The organism is Clostridium nitrophenolicum, from assembly GCF_055391695.1.
Genome location: NZ_AP042469.1, coordinates 639114 through 659623, shown reverse-complemented (window position 1 = coordinate 659623; position 20510 = coordinate 639114). Strand labels below are relative to the sequence as shown.

General features: G+C 30.8%; 18 protein-coding genes and 1 riboswitch. Of the genes, 2 read left to right on the top strand and 16 right to left on the bottom strand.

Annotation, left to right across the window (positions count from 1 at the left end; all coding sequences use genetic code 11):
- Positions 1–10: 10 nt before the first annotated feature.
- The 3 genes from ACZ5N4_RS02975 to ACZ5N4_RS02965 all read right to left on the bottom strand — a co-directional run bounded on the left by ACZ5N4_RS02975 (position 11) and on the right by ACZ5N4_RS02965 (position 3560).
- Positions 11–1540, bottom strand: coding sequence for a cobyric acid synthase (locus ACZ5N4_RS02975; protein WP_464207044.1), 1530 nt, complete (start codon positions 1538–1540; stop codon positions 11–13).
- A gap of 202 nt (positions 1541–1742) precedes the next feature.
- Positions 1743–1920: riboswitch (cobalamin riboswitch) on the bottom strand.
- A gap of 112 nt (positions 1921–2032) precedes the next feature.
- Entirely contained in the window at positions 2033–2758 is a 726-nt protein-coding gene (locus ACZ5N4_RS02970) for an energy-coupling factor ABC transporter ATP-binding protein (protein ID WP_464207043.1), read from the bottom strand.
- 4 nt (positions 2759–2762) lie between these two features.
- Positions 2763–3560, bottom strand: coding sequence for an energy-coupling factor transporter transmembrane component T family protein (locus ACZ5N4_RS02965; RefSeq protein WP_464207042.1), 798 nt, complete (start codon positions 3558–3560; stop codon positions 2763–2765).
- A gap of 373 nt (positions 3561–3933) precedes the next feature.
- Between ACZ5N4_RS02965 and ACZ5N4_RS02960 the strand changes: the two genes are divergently transcribed.
- Entirely contained in the window at positions 3934–5907 is a 1974-nt protein-coding gene (locus ACZ5N4_RS02960) for a sensor histidine kinase (protein WP_464207040.1), read from the top strand.
- Between the two features lie 182 nt (positions 5908–6089).
- On the opposite strand, the gene ACZ5N4_RS02955 is transcribed toward ACZ5N4_RS02960, so the two are convergent.
- The 12 genes from ACZ5N4_RS02955 to ortA form a co-directional block, all read right to left on the bottom strand.
- Positions 6090–6644, bottom strand: a complete 555-nt coding sequence (locus ACZ5N4_RS02955; RefSeq protein ID WP_464207038.1) for an NUDIX domain-containing protein — start codon at positions 6642–6644, stop codon at positions 6090–6092.
- A 164-nt stretch (positions 6645–6808) separates the two neighbouring features.
- Entirely contained in the window at positions 6809–7027 is a 219-nt protein-coding gene (locus ACZ5N4_RS02950; protein ID WP_464210803.1) for a DUF4003 family protein, read from the bottom strand.
- On the bottom strand, positions 7020–7262 hold the full coding sequence (locus ACZ5N4_RS02945; RefSeq protein WP_464207036.1) for a hypothetical protein: 243 nt from the start codon (positions 7260–7262) through the stop codon (positions 7020–7022). Before ACZ5N4_RS02945 ends, ACZ5N4_RS02950 begins: the two co-directional genes overlap by 8 nt.
- Positions 7263–7354: 92 nt before the next feature.
- A complete protein-coding gene (locus ACZ5N4_RS02940; RefSeq protein WP_464207034.1) occupies positions 7355–9613 on the bottom strand; it encodes a cell wall-binding repeat-containing protein in 2259 nt (752 codons plus the stop codon).
- A 43-nt stretch (positions 9614–9656) separates the two neighbouring features.
- The gene (locus ACZ5N4_RS02935; protein ID WP_464207032.1) at positions 9657–10292 is read right to left on the bottom strand and encodes an SdpI family protein; all 636 of its coding nucleotides are present in this window, start codon (positions 10290–10292) and stop codon (positions 9657–9659) included.
- Positions 10282–10560: an autorepressor SdpR family transcription factor gene (locus tag ACZ5N4_RS02930; protein WP_464207030.1), complete on the bottom strand. Its 279-nt coding sequence runs from the start codon at positions 10558–10560 to the stop codon at positions 10282–10284. Before ACZ5N4_RS02930 ends, ACZ5N4_RS02935 begins: the two co-directional genes overlap by 11 nt.
- 528 nt (positions 10561–11088) lie before the next feature.
- On the bottom strand, positions 11089–12261 hold the full coding sequence (locus ACZ5N4_RS02925; protein WP_464207028.1) for an ABC transporter permease: 1173 nt from the start codon (positions 12259–12261) through the stop codon (positions 11089–11091).
- Between the two features lie 67 nt (positions 12262–12328).
- Positions 12329–13027: an ABC transporter ATP-binding protein gene (locus ACZ5N4_RS02920; protein ID WP_464210801.1), complete on the bottom strand. Its 699-nt coding sequence runs from the start codon at positions 13025–13027 to the stop codon at positions 12329–12331.
- Between the two features lie 323 nt (positions 13028–13350).
- On the bottom strand, positions 13351–14889 hold the full coding sequence (locus ACZ5N4_RS02915) for an efflux RND transporter periplasmic adaptor subunit (RefSeq protein WP_464207026.1): 1539 nt from the start codon (positions 14887–14889) through the stop codon (positions 13351–13353).
- 195 nt (positions 14890–15084) lie between these two features.
- Positions 15085–16428, bottom strand: a complete 1344-nt coding sequence (locus ACZ5N4_RS02910) for an APC family permease (protein WP_464207025.1) — start codon at positions 16426–16428, stop codon at positions 15085–15087.
- A gap of 46 nt (positions 16429–16474) precedes the next feature.
- On the bottom strand, positions 16475–17896 hold the full coding sequence (gene ortB / locus ACZ5N4_RS02905; protein WP_464207024.1) for a 2-amino-4-oxopentanoate thiolase subunit OrtB: 1422 nt from the start codon (positions 17894–17896) through the stop codon (positions 16475–16477).
- On the bottom strand, positions 17896–18207 hold the full coding sequence (gene ortA, locus ACZ5N4_RS02900; RefSeq protein ID WP_464207022.1) for a 2-amino-4-oxopentanoate thiolase subunit OrtA: 312 nt from the start codon (positions 18205–18207) through the stop codon (positions 17896–17898). Before ortA ends, ortB begins: the two co-directional genes overlap by 1 nt.
- 337 nt (positions 18208–18544) lie before the next feature.
- Here ortA and ACZ5N4_RS02895 point away from each other — a divergent pair, with 337 nt between their 5' ends.
- The gene (locus tag ACZ5N4_RS02895) at positions 18545–19624 is read left to right on the top strand and encodes a hypothetical protein (RefSeq protein ID WP_464207020.1); all 1080 of its coding nucleotides are present in this window, start codon (positions 18545–18547) and stop codon (positions 19622–19624) included.
- A gap of 18 nt (positions 19625–19642) precedes the next feature.
- Here ACZ5N4_RS02895 and ACZ5N4_RS02890 read toward each other — a convergent pair whose 3' ends face one another.
- Complete coding sequence (locus tag ACZ5N4_RS02890; protein ID WP_464207018.1) at positions 19643–20443, bottom strand: TPM domain-containing protein; 801 nt, start codon at positions 20441–20443, stop codon at positions 19643–19645.
- Positions 20444–20510: the final 67 nt, after the last annotated feature.

Below are 20510 nucleotides of genomic sequence, written 5' to 3'. Positions count from 1 at the left end.
CCTCAAAAATTTATTTATTCCCATTACTATTTATTCCCATTACTTCGTAGATTTTATTAATATCCAAGCTTTCCCTAACAATGTCAGCAAGCTTATCTAACTCTTTTTCTCTAAGACTTTCATAGGTGCTTGACTTTTTAACCTCTAATCCTTTTGATACCCTTATCTTATTTAGAATATATTCTCTAAAATCTACTCCATCAAAGATTCCATGTATATAAGTTCCCATAATATTTCCTTCTTCATTTATAGCTCCATCATTAAGCTCAACCTTTTCACCGTTTTTATCCATAATTTTAAATAAAGGTTTTGCATTTTTACCATAATTGCATATTCCCATATGAATTTCATAGCCATAAATATTTAGTTTTCTATTTTCCTTTAACTCCTCATTCTTATACACATTAAACTTTTCCATACTTTCAGCATTTACTCTTGTAGTTACTTTTTCTTCTTCAAAAACAGTTTCTACATCTAGCACTGCCATACCTTCTGTCTCTTTTACATCTGTTTCTACACCATAAGGATCCTTTAGAACCTTTCCAAGTATTTGATAACCACCACATATACCAATAAGTAATCCAGTTCTACTATAATCCTTTATAGCTTTTTCCAATCCACATGCTCTTAATTTAAGCAAATCTTCAATAGTATTCTTGCTTCCTGGAATAATAACAAGATCAGGATGTCCTAGTTCTTCTACGGAAGTTACAAATCTTACCGAAACATCTTCCTCACTTTTTAAAGCATCTAAGTCAGTAAAATTAGAAATATGTGGCAACTTAATTACTGCGATATCAATATTACCTGTAATTTTAGTATTAAATTCTACTGCTCCATCTTCATCTTCCAATGCCAGGGTAAAATGTGGAACTACCCCCATACAGGTCACTTTTATAATATCTTCTAGCATAGTAAGACCTGGTTTTAATATCTCCACATCTCCTCTAAATTTATTAATTATAGTACCCTTAACTCTAGCTCTTTCTTCTTCAGTAAATAAGAGCATTGTACCAGCAAGTGATGCAAAAACGCCTCCCTTATCTATATCACCAGCTATAATTACAGGTGCATCAACTAGTTCCGCCATACCCATGTTTACTATGTCTCTGTCTCTTAAATTTATTTCTGCAGGACTTCCTGCGCCTTCCATTACTATTATATCAAATTTTTGTTCCATACTTTCAAAATGATCTTTTAACATATCTCTAAATTCTAGTTTCATATTATGATATTCCATAGCTGTGCTATTTCCGTAAACCTTACCATTAACTATGATTTGGCACTTTTTATCTGATGTAGGCTTCAAAAGTATAGGATTCATATATGCTTCTGGTTGAAGACCTGCAGCATATGCTTGTAGTACTTGAGCACGTCCCATTTCTTTGCCATCTAAAGTTATGTATGAATTTAACGACATATTTTGAGCTTTAAACGGGCAAACTGAATATCCATCCTGCTTAAAAATTCTGCATAACGCCGTCACTAGTATACTTTTTCCTACAGAAGATCCAGTTCCTTGAATCATTATTTTTGCCATAAATATATATCCCCCTCTTGTATATATAAATTCCGCTTTATCAATTATACATTAATTGCTAAATCATTTTTACACCAAATTACATATAATCATTTTTTTCAAAAATTTAAGCAGCAAACTTCCAAAGTTTGCTGCTTTTAACATAAAAAAACCGGCTTAAGCCGGAAGTGATCATATTAAAAGTACTTTCCCTCCGAAAGCTTATACTACTCACATCTAGGCAGGTCTCCTGGCTCATGAATCATTCTCGCCTTCACCTTCCTCTTATGAAGAGTGGCATGCTGAAGGTTCGTCATCAATTACAGTAGCGGGGGCTGCTGCGGACTTTAACCGCATTCCCTTTTCACCTTTTAAAAGGCACCTAAACTCGTAATATTTATTTTTCAATCTTAGTTTATTATAGCCCAACATATATGTCAATAATATCTATTTGTAATATGTAGCCATAATAACTTATAAAAATAACCTCAGCAATGTCTAATGCCTTTTTTCTCACTTTATGTTATTTTCTATTAAAAAGCTATTATCATTAATTACAATATCATAATTGTCATCTCTTATAATACTATGATCCTCGGCAAACACTAGCACTCTCTTAAAGATACCTTGTACATATTCAAAATCATGAGTAGAACAAATTATAGTTTTTCCACTGTTATTTAGTTTAATCATAAGCTCTCTCAAAAACTTTTTTCCCTTTGGATCAATTGCATTCATAGGTTCATCTAAAATTAAAACTTCTGGATTTAAAGCAAGTACCGCAGCTATAGCAACTCTTTTTTTCTCTCCACCACTTAAGTTATATGGCTCTCTATCTTTTAGATCTTCAATATCAAGAAGTCTCAAACAGTCACAAACTCTTCTGTCTACTTCCTTATCGTCCATTCCCATTTGTCTTGGTCCAAAGGCTATTTCATCGTAAACATTTGAACAAAAAAGTTGTGCATCAGAATTTTGAAATACAAATCCAACTTTTTTATGAAAAAGCTTACTAAAATTACTATTCTCCATTTTCTTTTTATCTATTTCTTCACTGTTAAAATAATACTTTCCTTTTGTCGCAAATATTATTCCATTTAATAACTTCAAAAAAGTTGATTTTCCACTTCCATTTGGACCTATTAAAGCAATTGATTCTCCTTCTTTAATATCTACGTTTATATTTTTTAACACTTCTGCATCTTTGTATTTAAAGATAATATCTTTAATTTGAATCATAATATCACATCCTAGCAAAATAAAAATACAACAATATAACAAGCATATTGACAGAGCCATATATCAAGTCTTTGATACCAAATTTTGAATTTGTATAAGATGAATATTCTCCTGTAAACCCTCTACATTCCATAGCTGAATACATTTCATCGCCCATTTCTTTTGACTTTAAAAAAAGATTACCCATTATTCTTGTTACAGATGAATATTTATTATCATTTTTTCCAATAGATCTTAACCTTAATGCATAAAACATTTCTAATGAGAATTCACCTAAAATGTATATATATTTTATAGTAATATCAAAAACCAATATAAATACATCTGGTATAAAGAAAAGCTTTAGTGCCTTTGTTATATCATGCCATTTAGTAGTATAAGATAGGATATTAACAATAAGTATAGTGCCAATTACCTTTGTGATTAATAAAATACTATTTTTTACATTTCCCATTATTATTGAAGGTGCAAGCATTACTAACGTAAATAAGGGAACAACTAAACTTATAGATAAAACCTTTTTTATGTCTTCTACATCTAATAAGCTTAAAATTAATAAAAAATATACATCTACTAAAAGTATATATGTAAAGTTTTTTGACATTGATAAAAATATTATATTTAAAACTGTAAATAAAACCTTTACAACACTATTAATATTATATATAAAACCATTATTAATCTTAGAGTTTCTCTTTATTAAGGATAACACATGAAGTATAGAAAATATACTTTTATCTATAAACTTGTCCTTATCATTTTGTGGTACATAGTTATCTTTTTTAAAAAGCCATTCTTCCATAAATCACACCTGCACATTCTATGTATTTAAATATAAGTGAAAAAATAATCTTACTTAAATATCACTATTATACCAACAATTTCTAAATAATTAAAATAAAAAATACTTTTCTGTTAAAAATATATCATAATTAAACACTTATTTTCACGGATCCATATCTTCACCTAATATCTATGCATTGTCTGAAAACAGCATAAAACTCAAATCATTAATTTATAACAAAACATATTAAGCTTTTATTTAAGTATATCCTAAACTTAAATATTTTGAAAGGATTTTACATCATTTTGTAGAATATATGTAGAATATATAACAATATGAATTTTTACTTAAGAAGGAGGTTGAAATGTCTAACTCATATTATTCCTCTTTTATGAAAAACAATAATATAAGTTATCCTAGCGATATGCTTGAAAATATTATAGAAAATACCCCTGTTGGTATTGTGGTCTTAAATAACAACTTTGATATCATTCTTTGGAATTCCGCTCAAGAATCTATGACTAGTATTCATCGTGAGGATATTATCGGAAAAAACTTTTTTGATGAGTTTTCCTATTTATTTAATTCTATAGCAAACAGATTAAAGAATATTTTTTCTTCTAAGGAAACAATATTTCTAGATCGATTTCTTTTCTATACTGATAATACAAATTTACTGATTAAATATTTTAATATAAAAATTAATATTCTAAATAATGTAGATGGTTTTAATGGAGTTATGTTTTCAACAGAGGATTGCACAAAATTAGAAAATACAGAAGATAAATTGTATGAGAATAAAGAAACAGTAAAAGCTATATTTGATTCTACTGCCGAAGGGATTTTAGTACTAGATCCAACTGGAAAAGTAATCAATTACAATAAATACATAAAAAACATCATGGAAATCTACGATAATCCTATAAGTAAAAATAATATTCTTAAGTTTGTTATAAATAAAGTTAAAAACGCAGAAGATATAAAATATAAGATTAAACAAGTGTTTAACACTAAAAGAAAATTTTTCACTTTACTTGAACTAAGAGACGGAAGGATATTTGAAAGTTTTTCTAGCCCATTAATAAAGAACAATATACTAATCGGAAGGCTATACAGTTTTCGTGATGTAACAAAGCAAAAGCTAGATGAAAAATTATTAAGAGAAAGCGAAAACTACTATAGGAAGCTTATAGAGTTTCTTCCTGCAAGCATATTATTACATATAGATAACAAAGTAGTTTTTGCAAATAACGCTACTGCAAAAATGTTAGGTTTAGATTCTCCTACTGAACTTATAGGAAAAGAGATATTTGATTTTATTAGTAAGGATTTTCATGAATTAGCTAGAGAAAGAACTAATATTGTACAAGCTTATAAGCAATTTGCTCCGTTAATTGAAGAAGAATTCATAAAAAAAGATGGCTCTATTATAGATGTTCAGGTAGTTAGCGGCCTTTTCCCATATAAAGGAACTGTAGCATCCCTTGTAGTTGCTCAAGATATAAGTCAAAATAAAAAAGCTGCAGAGTTACAGGAGAAATTTAAAGAGAATGCTAGGCTGCTTCGAGAAGCTAGAGAATTTGACAAAATAAAAACTGAATTCTTTGCAAATATTTCACACGAGTTAAGAACTCCTTTAAATGTTATTTTAAGTGCCCTGCAAATATTGAATCCGGCTAGTAATATAAGCCTCTCAAAAGAAAAATCGGTAATATATCTAACTACAATGAAACAGAATTGTTTTAGATTACTGAGACTTGTTAACAACCTGATCGATATAACTAAAATGGATTCTGGATACTTTGAAATACATCCTTCTAATTATAACATTGTAAGTATAGTAGAAGATATTACCTTATCAGTTGCTAAATATACTGAACATAAATCTATAACACTTATCTTTGACACTGATGTAGAAGAGAAGCTTATTTCATGTGACCCCGATAAAATAGAAAGAATTATTTTAAACCTCATATCCAATTCCGTAAAATTCACAGAACCTGGAGGAGAAATACTTGTAACAGTACATGACGCTGCAGATAACATAGTAATTTCCGTAAAGGATACCGGTATTGGCATACCTGAAAATAAACTTTCCATAATATTTGAAAGATTTAGACAGGTAGATAAATCACTAACAAGAAACCATGAAGGCAGCGGCATAGGTTTATCTTTAGTGAAGTCATTAGTTGAACTTCATGGTGGCGAAATTTTCGTCAAAAGTACTTATGGACAAGGTACAGAATTTATAATAAAGTTGCCTGCAATTCTTACAGAAGATGATAATATGAGCAGCCAAAATGTATATGTCCCCAAAAATTATGTTGAAAGAATAAATATAGAGTTTTCTGATATATATTCATAAAACTATTAGAATGTATATAGCTTTACTTTTATATGTTAAACTATATACATTCTACTTCTTGTTTTTATTTCCAGAAGCCAAAAATATGAATACCAATACCACTACTAAAGTTAACAGTATTGCAATTATACTGCACATTATTATTAATAATTTTATCATTTAAATCATCTCCAAATAAAAGTTTAAAAACAATTTATACCACAAAATACATACCATGGTCCCACTCCTACTGCTGTTCCGTTCTTTTGCTCTTCTATTAAAAAATCTTTCACATTACTTTTGGAAACTAATATAACTTCTATCTCCTCTTCTGCCTCCAAATGCTGAACTGGGTGTTTATTTTCTTTTAAGCTCTCGTCAACTTCTATATTCACTAATCGAACAGTATCAGCTAATAATGCAGCATTAGAATATAGAGTAGGGCTTATACTTTTTACAGTTCCAAAATAACCAGTTTCCTCTTTTAACTCCCTTAATGCCTCTTCTTCTAAACTTTCTCCTTCTATCAACCCAGCTGGAAAACCTAAGATATAATTATTTATAGCTGGTCTATATTGCTTTATAAATACATATCTGTTGGATGGAACTAATTTAGCTATTATAATTGCAGTTCTATTAGTATTAGTTCTTTCTATACTTTCCCATCTTATTTTCTCTCCATTTTTAGCTGTATATGAAGTTTCCTTTAGAGCTATCCATTTACCTTTATATATAATTTTTTCTTCAATATTTTTCATATGTATACCTCCATTAGTTATCATGCTTATAGTTAAAATTCGCTTATTTAGTATTTACTAAAATTATAGCATAATACTGTGTATATATTCAGTTAAATTCGTTACTTGAATAAAAAATAAGTTCAGACAAAGTTTAGGCTTTATCTGAACCTAGTATTTGTTCATTATGATGAACTTGAAGATGATGCAGAGGCAGCAGTAATGATGGCACTAATACTGTTTGCTAAAGATACCTCCATCACACCCTTTTTCATTTCATCCACATAAAAGTCAGAAACTAAATTAGCTGAGAGTATGATTCTCATAGATTTTTCTAAACTCCACATTCCATATCCTTTTTTTTCATAAATAAAGTCACTAATTTCTTTTATGTCTTTAACTATTTGATTTTCGTCTGATGCTATAAGAGTTAAAACTCCTAATGTAGCTAATCCATAATACCAAGATAAAATTCATCAAAGAGTCTAGAAATTTCATTAATTTCTTTTTTGAAAATGTTGTTCCTTTAATTTTATAACTTTCACCAGCATCTGGCAATGCCTTTACTATATTCCTCAAATAATTTCCTACCTCATAATGACTTCCTGTAAGATTCATGTAATAAGCTTTTGTCTTCATTAAATCTCCTCCAACTAATTATTTCCTATACCATATAACTTTAATTTATTATGAAGGAGATTTTTTGATATTTTCTGCTACAAATCTTAAATTTATTTTGAGTACTTATTTATCCAGCTTATTATATCATTTATAACATAATCGGGAACATTAGCAGCTTTACCATAGTCTGCTGGGGTTTTAGCTTTTGTTTCAATAAAAAAATGATTCAATTTATCATAAGAATTATAGTCCACATTTTGCTTATTTCTTAATACATTTTTCCACTTATCTAAATTAGAAATATCCACTTGATAGTCCATCTTTCCTTGAAGAATAAGAAGCGGTACCTTTAGATTTACAGCATCACTTACCTGAGTTGAATTCTTAACACTTAACCAGTAATATGGGTAAGCGCCAAACATCGGTGAATCGTCAGGTATATTTCCTGAAAACTCCTTATTATTTTTTACTAAATCGTATAAGCCTTGTATAGATTTTAACTGTTCCTCAGTCATATTTCCTATAGAATTTAAATACTTACTTTGCTCTAAAAATGTATCAAGAAAATCTACTGGTCCAGCCATCATTATTCCACCAGCTGCTCCGTTATCACCACAACCTTTTATTATTGTTGATGTAAGCATTGCACCCTGACTGTGTCCTAAAACAAAAACTTTATTTGGATTAATACCTTCAGTTTTCTTTAGTAAGTTTACAGCACTTACTGCATCATCTACAGTTTCTTTATTTAAATCAAGTTTTATATCTACTGAACTTAGGCAACCATATTCCTTTGCTCTTTTATCATAACGCAGTACTGCTATTCCTTTTGAAGCAAGTCCTGATGATATATCTTTAAATACCTTCGTATCTCCATAAGTTTCATCTTTATCATTAGCACCGCTTCCATGAACAAGTACTACTGCCGGAAATGGTCCATTTCCTTTAGGTATACTTAATACTCCCGACAGCTTATATTTTCCATCATCTATAAGCACATCCTTTTCAGTAAAGTTATCTGTATTTGCATAAACAGGAAGTTTGTATTTACTTTCTCCCGGAGTAGCTTTAGCTGTGAAATCATAAACTTGTCCATTATTATCATATTTTATTTTTGTATCTATAGTTGTAGAAGCCCCTACTACTTTATAAGTTAGTGTTACCATGTTTCCAAGTGGTAAATCTTCCTGCTTTATGCTTATAGGATTCATATCTATTCCTTTAAAGCTTAAACTGGAAAAATAATTTTTCATTATACTTTCTCCACTGCCTGACCTTAGATCACTACTTAGTTCTCCTACAGCTCTATCTATGTCTTTAGCTGCCAAATAGTTTACAAAACTCTCAGCTTTGGCTTTCAAATCATTAGTTACATTTATTTCTATATTATCATTTAAACTTTTTTCAATATTTTTTGAAACTACACCTTCTCCTCCCAGTATTATAACTTTTTTAAACTTTTGACTATCTACATAATTTTTAAAGCTATTAGCGTTAGATTCATCTGTTATAACTATAGGAGCTTTAAACTTAGCCGCAATTGCACTACCAGAAAGTGCATCTGGAAAAGCTTCCCCACTAGCGATTACTATGTTATCTGAACTTTTATCAAAATATTTACATACATTCATGGAAGTTTCATATCTGTCCTTGCCTTGTATTCTTACTACATCCTTTGAAATTTCTTTTACTTTATTCTCTATGCTGCTGCTTATAGATCCTGTTCCTCCTATAATATATACTTTTGAAGGCTTGATCTCCTTTATTTTTTCTTCTACCGCCTTTGGAATGCTATCTGAAGGTGTTATAAAAATAGGATATCCTTTGTATGCTGCTGTACTTGATATACTCAAAGCATCGGGGAAATTTTCACCATTAGCTATAACTATTGGAGTACCTTCTTTTACATTAGCTGAATTTACTATTTTAATATTTGTTTCATATCTATCCTTTCCGCCTAACCTTACCACTTTATTAAAGCCTTTTTCCTTAAAGTAGCTTTCAAATTCAGTATTTACAGAAGCCTCTCCACCTAAGATGTATATAGTACCATCTTTCTTTAAATTATTTTCAATATAATTTAAAGTTTTGTCGCTATTTTTTACACTTCTATTTACAAGCATTACAGGGTAATTTCCTAAACTTTGAAGTATACTCCCTGAAAGTGCATCTGCAAAATCTTCTCCATTAGTAACAATAACACTATCCAACTGACCAGATTTAGAATAATTAGCTATATTAATACTTGTCTCATATCTATCGTTACCATATAATCTTTCTACCCTGGAATCAGCGTAAACAGAAGAGGATAAAATAGCACAAGCCGCAAGAGCTAAAGCTATCCTTAATTTTATTTGTTTTTTTAACATATTGCTCCCCCCAAAAAAATATATTTATAACACTTTTTGTATTCTATATATTTATCCTTTTGTATATAACATAAGCATATACTGAAGGAATAATAGTAATTATAGCTAATCCAATAACCAATATTATTGGACTATGACTGCTGCTAGAAAATAAGCACAATGGAAGCATAATTATGCCACCTAAAACCCACACCATTCCACCTAACCTATGGGTTTTATACCAAACAGCTTCATTATTAAGTGTCCATGGAAGTCTTATACCTACAAAAGAATTTTGCTTAATCTTAGGTAGGAAATTTCCAGTTACAATAAAAAATATACATAGCGCTGCAGAAATAATATTATTAGAATTATGATTTATTGGATAAAATGCTGTATACAAAAATATATAAGTAAGTATATTAAATAAACATACACATCCAAAACTAATCATATTAATAGGCCTATAGCTATATTCGTTGTTTTCCATTTTGTAAAACTTAGGAATAACAAAACTAAGTATAATTGTTATTATAGGCAAACCTAATGACTGATACTTGTCTCCCCATCCATCTATTTCTCCTCTAAAATTTATATGCATAGGAACTTTTTCTGGTAATGTAGGGAATAAAATCAGGGTTACTATTAGTGGCATCAAAGTTATTATTAGGTATAAAAATAATTTAATTTTATTCTTCATCTTTATTCACCTCTTTAAATTGTGAAAACCAGAGCATAATTTCCTCAAATACAGAAGTATTAAGCTCATAATAAATATAATTTTTGTATTTTGATTCTGATATAAGATCAGATTTCTTTAAAATGGATAAATGATAGGATATAGTGGCACCTGTCATATTAAATTTTGAACTTATATCACCTGCAGACATCTTTCCATCCTTTAACATAATTAGTATCTCACGTCTTATGGGGTCAGAAAGAGCTTTAAAGGTTTCAGCAAACCCCAAAAGCATCACCTCTCATTATCTATTTAGAAACTTTTCTAAATAGATAATAGTACAACCAACTTATGGTGTCAATAACTATTTAGAAATATTTAGAAATATTTCTAAATAGTTATTGAAGTACTCTTTAAAATATTTAATTTTTAGTAAAAAAGTACAACTAAAAATTCAATTTAAACTATTCATCAATATATAAAAATAACCCCTGCTGAGTATACATAATATGTAATCAACAGAGGTTTATTTATTTACATTGGAATTTCTTTATTACTTTCAGATTTTTTAATATACATATAAACTGGAGGCCCAACTAAAACACCCACAATCCCATTTTATATAAAATAAATTCGAATTTTTTAGTTTTATTTTCTTAGAAAGTTTTGTCAATAATATTTGCAAAAAATACTGTTAAAACTAATTTTATTAGTTTTAACAACATTCTACCCTAAAATACTTTTACCCATAGTTGAAGATATATAATTCTCACTTCTGTAGGGAAACTAATTTTTTGCTTTGTTTCCCACATAAAGTCTATTCAAATCTTAACGCATCAATTGGATTTAGTTTAGAGGCTTTATTCGCGGGATACATACCAAATACTATTCCAACAAGTACAGAAAATAAGAAAGCAACAGCAACAACATTATTTGATATTGTAATATCCATTTTTAAGTAGTTATTTCCAATGTATGCAAAGGCATATCCAAATAGCACACCAAGCATTCCACCTATGCCACTTATACTTCCTGCTTCAATTAAAAATTGCGTGAGTATATTCTCCCGCTTAGCTCCTATTGCTTTTCTAATACCAATTTCTTTTGTTCTTTCAATAACAGATACCAGCATTATATTCATTATACCAATGCCGCCTACAACTAGTGAAATGCCTGCTATTCCAGACAGCATTGCTGTCATACTATCATTTGCTTGATTAGATGTTTCCAATAAGCTCGTTTGGTCAAATATTCTATAACTTTTCGTATCATTATTATACTTTTTGTTTAAGAATAATTGTAAATATCCCATTGCTTCACTTACACTATCCTTGTCTGATGCTTCAATATAAAAAGTTCTAATATCTCTGCTTTTCAATATTCTTTGCGCTGTTGTTAGTGGGACTATTATCCTGTCATCTCCTGAATTTCCGCCACTACCTCCTTGTGCCTGTAAGACTCCAATTATATTAAAGTTGTATCCATTTATGTTTATAGCTTCTCCTACAACATTTCTACTACCAAAAAGTTCATCTGCTACAGTAACACCTATTACAGCTACTTTGAATCTGTTGTCCAGATCATTTTGTTCAATAAATCTTCCACTATCCACATTGAGTTTTCTTATTGTAGAATAATTAGGAGTGCTAGCTTCCATAGTGGTTGTTGCGGTTTTGTCCCCGCCTTTAATGTTTATATTACCTTGATTTAATACTGGTGCTATGTCCTTTACCCCTGGCTTTTTCTTTAATTCTTCTAGCTCACTAGTAGATACAGCCTTATTTCTGTTACCTACTATATTTACTGTTATAAGATTAGTTCCCAATTTTTCTATTTGCGAAGCAACCTTTTGCTTAGTACCTTCTCCCATACCTACTAAAACTATAACAGAAGAAATTCCTATTATTATCCCAAGCATAGTCAAAAGAGACCTTATCTTATTTGATAGTATAGAAAAAAACGCCATCTTCATTATACTCGTGAATTTCATCTCTACTATTCTCTCCTTTAAGGATTTTTAATAATTCTTATTGTATTTCTATCATTTATAAGTTCAACTATGATTTGGATAAGGTATAAGCCACATCTGAATCAATCTTTACCTCATCTGATGCTATAGTTCCGTCACTTATTGTTATTACTCTTTTTGCTTGTGCTGCAATATCCCTATCATGAGTTATAAGAACTATTGTATTACCTTCATTATTTAATTGTTTAAGAATTTCTAAAACCTCTTTACCAGTTTTACTATCTAAAGCTCCTGTAGGCTCATCAGCTAATATCATTTCTGGCCTAGTAACCAAGGCTCTTGCTATAGCAACTCTTTGCATTTGACCACCAGAAAGTTCAGGGGGCTTATGTTTTATATGGTTTCCAAGTCCTATTTTATGCAATCTCTCAATTGATCTTTGTTTTGCTTCTTTATCATTAATTCCTTGGTATATTAACGGTAACTGTACGTTGTCCAATATACTCAGCTTAGGTAAAAGGTTATAGTTTTGAAATATGAACCCTATTTTTTTATTCCTTATTTCTGCCAGTTTACCATCGCTACAATTAGTATCTATTCCATCTAACATATATTGTCCTGAAGATGCCTTATCAAGACATCCTATTATATTCATTAATGTGGATTTACCTGCACCTGAAGGTCCTACAATGGATACAAATTCACCTTTATTTATAGTTAAGTTAACATCATAAAGTGCTTTAAATTCATTACTTCCTGCCTTGTACACTTTACTGATATTTTTCATTTCAATTACAGCACAACTCAAATTTATCCCTCATTTCTAAACTGCATATTTTAACTTACCTATAGGATTTCAAACTAGAAAATTGGCTTATACAAAGGGCTATGTTTCCAAAGCTGAAGGTAGATTTAAAAATTTTGTGTTAGTCTTAGCGAAGTGTTTTAAGAGAACCTTAGAACTTTAGAGTTGTTTGAGCATAGCGAGTTCTCGAAAGTTCTTAGGTTATCTTGAAATACAAGCTTTAGACTGACTAAAAGTTTTTGACGGACTGAAGATTGGAAACATAGTCCGGGGTGTAAATCAATTGACCGCCTTGTAACCCTATATTAATTTCTACCACCGCCACCTGAAGTTCTAGCAGCTCCATTTCCAGTTCCTCCAAATCCGCCATTCATTCCATTCATTCCATTCATTCCGTTTCTCATCATATTTTGATTACTGTTATTTGACTGTGGAAATTGTATTATTACTGTTTCATTTTCAGAAAGTCCACTAATTATTTCAACCATATTCTGATTTTGTATTCCAGTTTGTATAACAACAGGTTTTCCTGGAATACCTGATGAATTCCTATTTGTACTATTCTGGCCTGACGAATTATTTCTTGATTGCTTGCTGTTTCCTGTGCTAGAATTACCATTTTTAGATTGAGAACTATTATTTTCACTACTATTAGTATCATTATTACGTTGAACATTACTAATTCCCTTGCTAGTAATGCCATTACTTGAAGTATTACTTTGAACCATTACATATTTTTTGCCGTTTCTTTCTGTAACAGCTTCTGTTGGTATAGCTAGTACATTTGTTTTCTTTTCAACGGCAATGGTTGCATTGACATTCATTCCCACCTTTAATCGTTCTGAGTTATCTAATGATAATGTAACATCATAAGTAGTAACATTATTAGTCGTCTTTCCAACTTGAGAAACCTTTTCTACATGTCCTGTATATGTTTTATCTTTTATATCATCTACCTTTATAGTCGCATCTTCTCCCACTTTTACTTTATCTATATCCATTTCATCTATTGGTACTATTATTTGTAAATTGGATGGGTTTATAATAGCAGCTATAAGTTTAGTGTTATCAACATAATCACCTTGTTTTATGTTTAAATTTGATATAATTCCATCCTTTGGGCATATTATTGAAGTTTTTGATAAATTATTTTGTTGAGTGTTCAAATCATTTTGAAGCTGTTGTATTTGTAACTTTATTGCTTCCATATTGTTTTTTATAGTTGAATCATCAAGCTTAAATAGAGTATCTCCTTTTTTTACTGTGCTACCTGAGGATACATATACTTGTGAAATTTTTCCTGACTGTGGGAAAGGTATAGGTATTTCTAGTGATCCATCACTACCTGTAGTAATTACAGCTAAGCCACCATATGCTGGTTTAAGAGAAGCAACATCATCTCCAGCAGTAGCAAATACTGATTTTACAGTTCCATCAATAGGAGCTTTTATATATAAATTATCTAAAGTAATTTCTAGATTTTTTAAATCTAGAGTTTTTTGAGCTATATTATTTTTGTCTGTGTCTATGTTTTTCTGTGAAGTCGTATCGTCGATTCTACAAAACAAATCACCACTTTTAACAGTATCCCCTAGTTTAAAAGGTAATTGTTGTACAATACCACCATTAGAAGAATAAATATCTGTTTCCTCAGCTGAAGTAACCATTCCTGTTCCTTCAACAGTTACTGCTATATCTGATTTTTTAACCTTAGCTGTTGCAAATTTAGCTGTAGTAGTTGTTTTACTGCTTGTATACTTTTTATAACCGTAATATGATGCTGATCCAACTACAGTTACCACAAGTAGAGCTATTAAGATTTTTTTTATTTTGGCAGCTTGCATAAATTCATCCCTTCCCTTATAAGCATTTTATATTTGAATATTAAGTAAACATTTTTTTAAAAATCTTTGAACATACTTTTAAATATATATGTACTGCTTGACATCTTAGTGTCAAACTTATTAACATTTTGTAAACAAAAATCCTGCTTAGCTTCTATAAAGAAACTAAACAGGATTCTATAGCTTTTTTTCTGTTTACATTGAAATTCCTTTATTACTTTCAGATTTTTTAATGTACATATAAACTGGAACCCCAACTAAAGTAACTCCAAGACCAAATAATGCATTAGCAGTTCCAGTGAAAAGAGTACTTATAACAACATATAGTGCTCCAACTATGCCTATTATAGGAACTACAGGATATAATGGAACCTTATATGAATCTTGTGGTATAAGGTGTTTGAAATTCTTTCTTAATTTAAATACACCCGCTATGCCAAGTATAAAAAATAACCATATAACAAATACTGCTAAGTCAGTTAAAGTATCAAAAGATCCAGATAAAGCATATATACAAGCTAGTATGCTTTCAAATATAAGTGCATTAGCAGGAATCGCTTGTCTTTCAGTTAACTTTCTAAAGAAGCTTTTAAATATAAATATATTATCTATAGCCATAGCATAAGGTATTCTTGCACCAGTCATTATAAATGCGCTTAAGCATCCAGTGATAGAAATTAAAATACCTGCTGCGATAAGCTTTTCTCCTACTGGCCCAAATAGTATAACAGCCGCATCGGAAGCTACTTTTTTAGACGCGGCAACATCAGCTACTGACATTGTATTAATTATTGCTAAATTAACACCTAAGTATGCTATAGTAATAATAATCAAGCCTACGACTATAGCTTTTGGTAAATCTTTAGCAGGATTTTTCATTTCTTCAGCCATATTAGCCACTGCAACCCATCCTTCATAAGCAAACAGAACTCCTAAAAGCGCAGCCCCAAAACCTGCTCCAGTACTCGCTGAAGTTGTCATTGGAGTAAATTCATGAACTTTTCCCATAGCAAAACCACATACAATAATTACAGCTATAGGTATAAGCTTTCCAATAGTAAATACTGCCGCAAATTTGGCTCCAAACTTAGTAGAAATAAGATTTACAATAGTAAGAAATATAATGAGTCCTATAGCTACCGCTTTTCGGCCTGCTGGCGATAAATCTATAAAGCTTGTACATTGCGTCGCAAAAACTACTGCTAAAGCTGCTGACACCCCTGGATAGTATATAAGTGTTTGTACCCAACCAAGTAAAAATGCATATTTTTCCCCATACAATTCTCTTAAGTAAACAAATAACCCACCTGCTTTAGGAATAGCGGAACCTATTTCAGCAATAGTAAGCGCTCCAGCTACCGTTATTATACATCCAACTATCCAAGCAAGAATTCCAAGCCCTGGCGCTCCAGAATTTTTGAATACAGATGACGGCTTAAAGAAAACACCACTTCCGATAACTATACCGACTACAAGCAGTGTCGCCTGCATGAGGTTAATCTCTCTTTTTAGAATCGGCGTATTTTCTTTTCCTTCCATAAACAATTCCCCCTTTTTATTAATATATGTTATGGAATTCTACATACTACTTAATTTCTATCCCCAATTCTTTTAAAGTTTCAATGACAAATTCTCTATTTGATCTTGTATCATCCATTAAGAACTGTATATCTTCTTCACTTGCACTTGTTGCTCCTACATGTTTTGCAGCATTCTTAATATATGATTTTCTTAATTTATTCATATCTGCGAACCTAGTTTTTATATGTGATGGATGCTCTGGAAGAATTATATTTATCCCTGCTTTTTCCTCATTACTATTACCAAATTTAATTTCTATTCCATTTGCTTTGGCAAATGCTAATTGTGGCAATGGATGTTTTCCTGCTCCAGTATATTCGGTTTCCTGAACTACTATAACTTTGTCTTCATCTAATTCTCTAGCTAAAGCAAAAGCCGCTGTTAAGGATGTGTTTCCTGCTGGCCCTCTTTCCATTCCCTCTAAATTAGCTAGAACCTCTGTCATATAGAATACTTCCCCTTGTTTAACATTTAAAAACTCTTCCATATATCTTAATGTTCTTGCTGCACTTCTTGGAACATCAGAATGATCTGGATTAGTTGCATAAGGAACGCCAAACCCAGTATGACCAGTTGTAAAGGATTTCTTATTAAAATCTTTATCAGAAGCCATATGTAGTCCTGATAAATCAACACTTGCTCCATAAATCTTTGTACTTACTGCTCCTGCTTTTATAAGTCCTCTAGCAGTTCCGGTTAAGTTTCCACCACCTGCTTGAGTTGCAATAACGTAGTCTGGATCTCTCCCTAACATATCCCTGCACTGTATTGCTATTTCATAACCAAGAGACTCAACACCTGCTATTCCATAGTTAGAATAAAGAGATGCATTAAAATATCCTGTTTCTTCTAATACTCTTAGATAAGTGTAAAAAAGTTCTGGTCCCACAGATAGCTGAATTACCTCTGCTCCTAATGATTCGCACTTTCTCTGCTTTTCCAATATCTCTGGTTGTCCAACTTTCTTTGAATCATAACACTCCTGTACAATTATACATTTTAAGTTTCTTATCGCTGCTTGAGACGCAACAGCTGCACCGTAGTTTCCACTGGTTGAAGCAGCAATTCCTTTATATCCAAGCTTTTTAGCTTGATATGCTGAAATTGATGCTCTTCTATCTTTGAAACTTCCCGATGGATTACATTGTTCATCTTTTACAAATATTCTTGCTCCTTTACCTTTTTCAGCAGTCTTTTTCGCTAAGGCAGTTAGATTTTTCAACTCCAAAAGAGGTGTATTCCCAACTCCTACCTCTCTCTGTATTTTTATTATATCTTCTAACGTATATCCAATATCATTCATCATTTTTTCATAATCGAAAGCAATTCCGCCAGATTCGTATTTTGAATAATCAACACCTGTTGCATTTTTTATTATTTCTGTATTTCTTCCAATAACAGCTGAATAACTATTATCCTTAACCATTAGTCTTCACCTTCCTTCAAAATACTTCTAACTTGTATGCCAACTCTTAAAAGTTCTGGAACATATTCATCTCCAAAGCTATGAATATATTTTGGATTAACTTCAACAAGTTCTCCTTTCACTTGTCTTCCAGTTAAAGTTGTTACAGAAACTATATCTCCAAAATTAGAGTCATCATTTAAAAATCCCTTTACCCACATTTCAAGTGGAACCTTCTTCGTGTCTTCTGGAATCTTCCCCGTCCTTTCTTGAGCCTTTAATACTATGCTGTGGATTTGGACCCAATCACCTTTCTTTGCTTTTGCCCCCATGCAAAATTCCCCTTTCTATTTTTTATTTTTAGCAAACCTATACAACATGTATTTATTTTTTGTTTTCCTAAATACACATTATATACTTATGAGAAATTATCCCACTTATTACAATTAATCACAAATGCGATTATAGTTCAATAATTTCCAGCAAAAAAATTTACATAAATGAATTTTCCCATAAACACTCCTTCAAAATTCTCAAAATAATTTTAAATCTATTTTTATATTAAAAGCAATTTTATAATCATATGTTTAATTATGGAGAAATAATTATTAAAGTTACTCAAGTTACTCTATACTAGCAAAAATAGTTTTCCTATTAAGGAGGTAGGATATGAATTTTTCACAAAGAGAAAAAAATTATTCCTTATACTTGTCAGTATTTTTTATAGTTGTCTTATTCATTTTTAGCGTTAAAATATATTTCCATAAGCTTACTAATGAGAAATCATTCAATTTTAACACTAATCTATCTTCAGAATTTAACTCAGGCCTACTGATTAGTTTTAGAAATGACTTAGATAAGGATACAAGCACTTATAGAACCTTATGGATTACACCTGATAGTAATAATAATTTAAAAATTATAAATGAAATAAATTTTGTCGTTGTTCCTCATAAGAATAGCCTTTGGAGAATTGAACCTGTTAGATATAACTTCACAAATACAGAGGACTATATTGAATATCTTGTGGCCAATGATTTTGGAGATGGATACACTCCTGAAACCTTCCAGTATAAATTCAGCACCTATAGAAGCAAACTAACTTTCGTTGATAAGAATTACGTTGGAGTTTCTACATATATAATTTCACATGATGGTAATAAATATTACCGTGATAACACCTGTGCTGTAATAGATTTAGAGAATCTGACAAACTATAAAAGTACAGAAAACAAGGTCACTATGAAAGATATATTTAGTGAAAAATCTATACCTATTATAAACAAATATAGGAATCAAAAAATAAACTTAGGGGAATGTTCCGAAAAAAATGCTATAAATACTACATCCGGTGAATTTTGGAACATCGGAAGAAAGGACGGTAGATGGGTGCCTCAAATAGCAAAAACCTTTAAATGCGCTACGTATAATAATTATATTTTATTCAAAACAGAGCTCTATTTACCTCAAAGTGTATCTTCAAATAATGAATTATATACAAACTATAAGTCTATCGTAAAAACATTTCCTGATACAGAAGATGTAATTTCATCACCGAACAAGGATATGGTTGGTATATTTACATCTAATAAGCTAACTATGTATCCATATTCTAATGGTGCTTTTGGTAACCCAGCTCTAGAGCTAGAATTAGGTAAAAATGAAACTATGATTATGGCTCAGTGGGCTAGCGGAAAAGAAATCAAAGAATGGACAGATTCAATAAAAAAATACTGTTCCGAAAATTAATTTTTTCGGAACAGTATTTTACCAATTTCCTGAAGAACCTCCACCGCCAGAGCTCCCACCGCCAAATCCGCCATAGCCTCCCCCACCGGGACCTCCCCCGCCTCTTCCTCTTGGGCCTCCGCCCCAAAAAGAATTCCAAAAAATTGCATAAAGTAGAAATCTAGTTATTCTAGCTCTGTTTAATATGATATCAAGAGCAAAGATGCCCAAAATAATATATATAATAATAGGGTTTATAACTTTCACCTTTTGCTGCTGGGTAACATCCTTAACTTCTCTATTCCCTTGTAGAGTAATATTGTATTCCTTAGCTATATCTTTTGCAAAAATTGAATAAGCATTACTTAATCCCTCACTATATTTGTTTTCCTTGAAAAGTGGTACTGCCGTATTATTCATAACTCTAGCAGAATATATGTCAGTTATTGTCCCCTCTAGTTCTCTGCCTACTTCTACTCTCCACTTTCTATCATTTACTGATAATAATATTAAGAGCCCATTATCCTTACCTTTTTGGCCTATACCCCAAGTTCTGAAAAGTTCATTAGAATATGATTCTATATCTCTTCCTTTCAATGAATCTATTATAACTATGGTCATTTGAGCACTAGTTTTACTTTCTAATTCACTGCCAAGTGATACAATATAGTTTTTAGTATTATCATCAACAATTCCAACATAATCATTTATATATTTCAAATTCGTTGGATTAGGTATATTTGAAACTCCCTTTATAATATTAGGCGAAAATAAATTAAAAATTAAGATAAAGATAAAAAACAATTTAGTTATTTTAAAATTATTTTTTATTTTTTCCATGTATGTTTACCTTTTATGTACCTTACAATAGCTAGATTATAGCTTAAATCTCTCTTTGATTCTAAGC

What these genes read in the sequence shown, in the direction of transcription:
- ACZ5N4_RS02925 (WP_464207028.1), bottom strand. Translation starts at nt 12,261, where the DNA reads ATGAAATTCACGAGTATAATGAAGATGGCGTTTTTTTCTATACTATCA.
- ortB (WP_464207024.1), bottom strand. Translation starts at nt 17,896, where the DNA reads ATGGTTAAGGATAATAGTTATTCAGCTGTTATTGGAAGAAATACAGAA.
- ACZ5N4_RS02960 (WP_464207040.1), top strand. Translation starts at nt 3,934, where the DNA reads ATGAAAAACAATAATATAAGTTATCCTAGCGATATGCTTGAAAATATT.
- ACZ5N4_RS02955 (WP_464207038.1), bottom strand. Translation starts at nt 6,644, where the DNA reads ATGAAAAATATTGAAGAAAAAATTATATATAAAGGTAAATGGATAGCT.
- ACZ5N4_RS02910 (WP_464207025.1), bottom strand. Translation starts at nt 16,428, where the DNA reads ATGGAAGGAAAAGAAAATACGCCGATTCTAAAAAGAGAGATTAACCTC.
- ACZ5N4_RS02895 (WP_464207020.1), top strand. Translation starts at nt 18,545, where the DNA reads ATGAATTTTTCACAAAGAGAAAAAAATTATTCCTTATACTTGTCAGTA.
- ACZ5N4_RS02970 (WP_464207043.1), bottom strand. Translation starts at nt 2,758, where the DNA reads ATGATTCAAATTAAAGATATTATCTTTAAATACAAAGATGCAGAAGTG.
- ACZ5N4_RS02975 (WP_464207044.1), bottom strand. Translation starts at nt 1,540, where the DNA reads ATGGCAAAAATAATGATTCAAGGAACTGGATCTTCTGTAGGAAAAAGT.
- ACZ5N4_RS02965 (WP_464207042.1), bottom strand. Translation starts at nt 3,560, where the DNA reads ATGGAAGAATGGCTTTTTAAAAAAGATAACTATGTACCACAAAATGAT.
- ACZ5N4_RS02945 (WP_464207036.1), bottom strand. Translation starts at nt 7,262, where the DNA reads ATGAAGACAAAAGCTTATTACATGAATCTTACAGGAAGTCATTATGAG.
- ACZ5N4_RS02935 (WP_464207032.1), bottom strand. Translation starts at nt 10,292, where the DNA reads ATGAAGAATAAAATTAAATTATTTTTATACCTAATAATAACTTTGATG.
- ACZ5N4_RS02915 (WP_464207026.1), bottom strand. Translation starts at nt 14,889, where the DNA reads ATGCAAGCTGCCAAAATAAAAAAAATCTTAATAGCTCTACTTGTGGTA.
- ACZ5N4_RS02890 (WP_464207018.1), bottom strand. Translation starts at nt 20,443, where the DNA reads ATGGAAAAAATAAAAAATAATTTTAAAATAACTAAATTGTTTTTTATC.
- ACZ5N4_RS02920 (WP_464210801.1), bottom strand. Translation starts at nt 13,027, where the DNA reads ATGAAAAATATCAGTAAAGTGTACAAGGCAGGAAGTAATGAATTTAAA.
- ACZ5N4_RS02940 (WP_464207034.1), bottom strand. Translation starts at nt 9,613, where the DNA reads ATGTTAAAAAAACAAATAAAATTAAGGATAGCTTTAGCTCTTGCGGCT.
- ortA (WP_464207022.1), bottom strand. Translation starts at nt 18,207, where the DNA reads ATGGGGGCAAAAGCAAAGAAAGGTGATTGGGTCCAAATCCACAGCATA.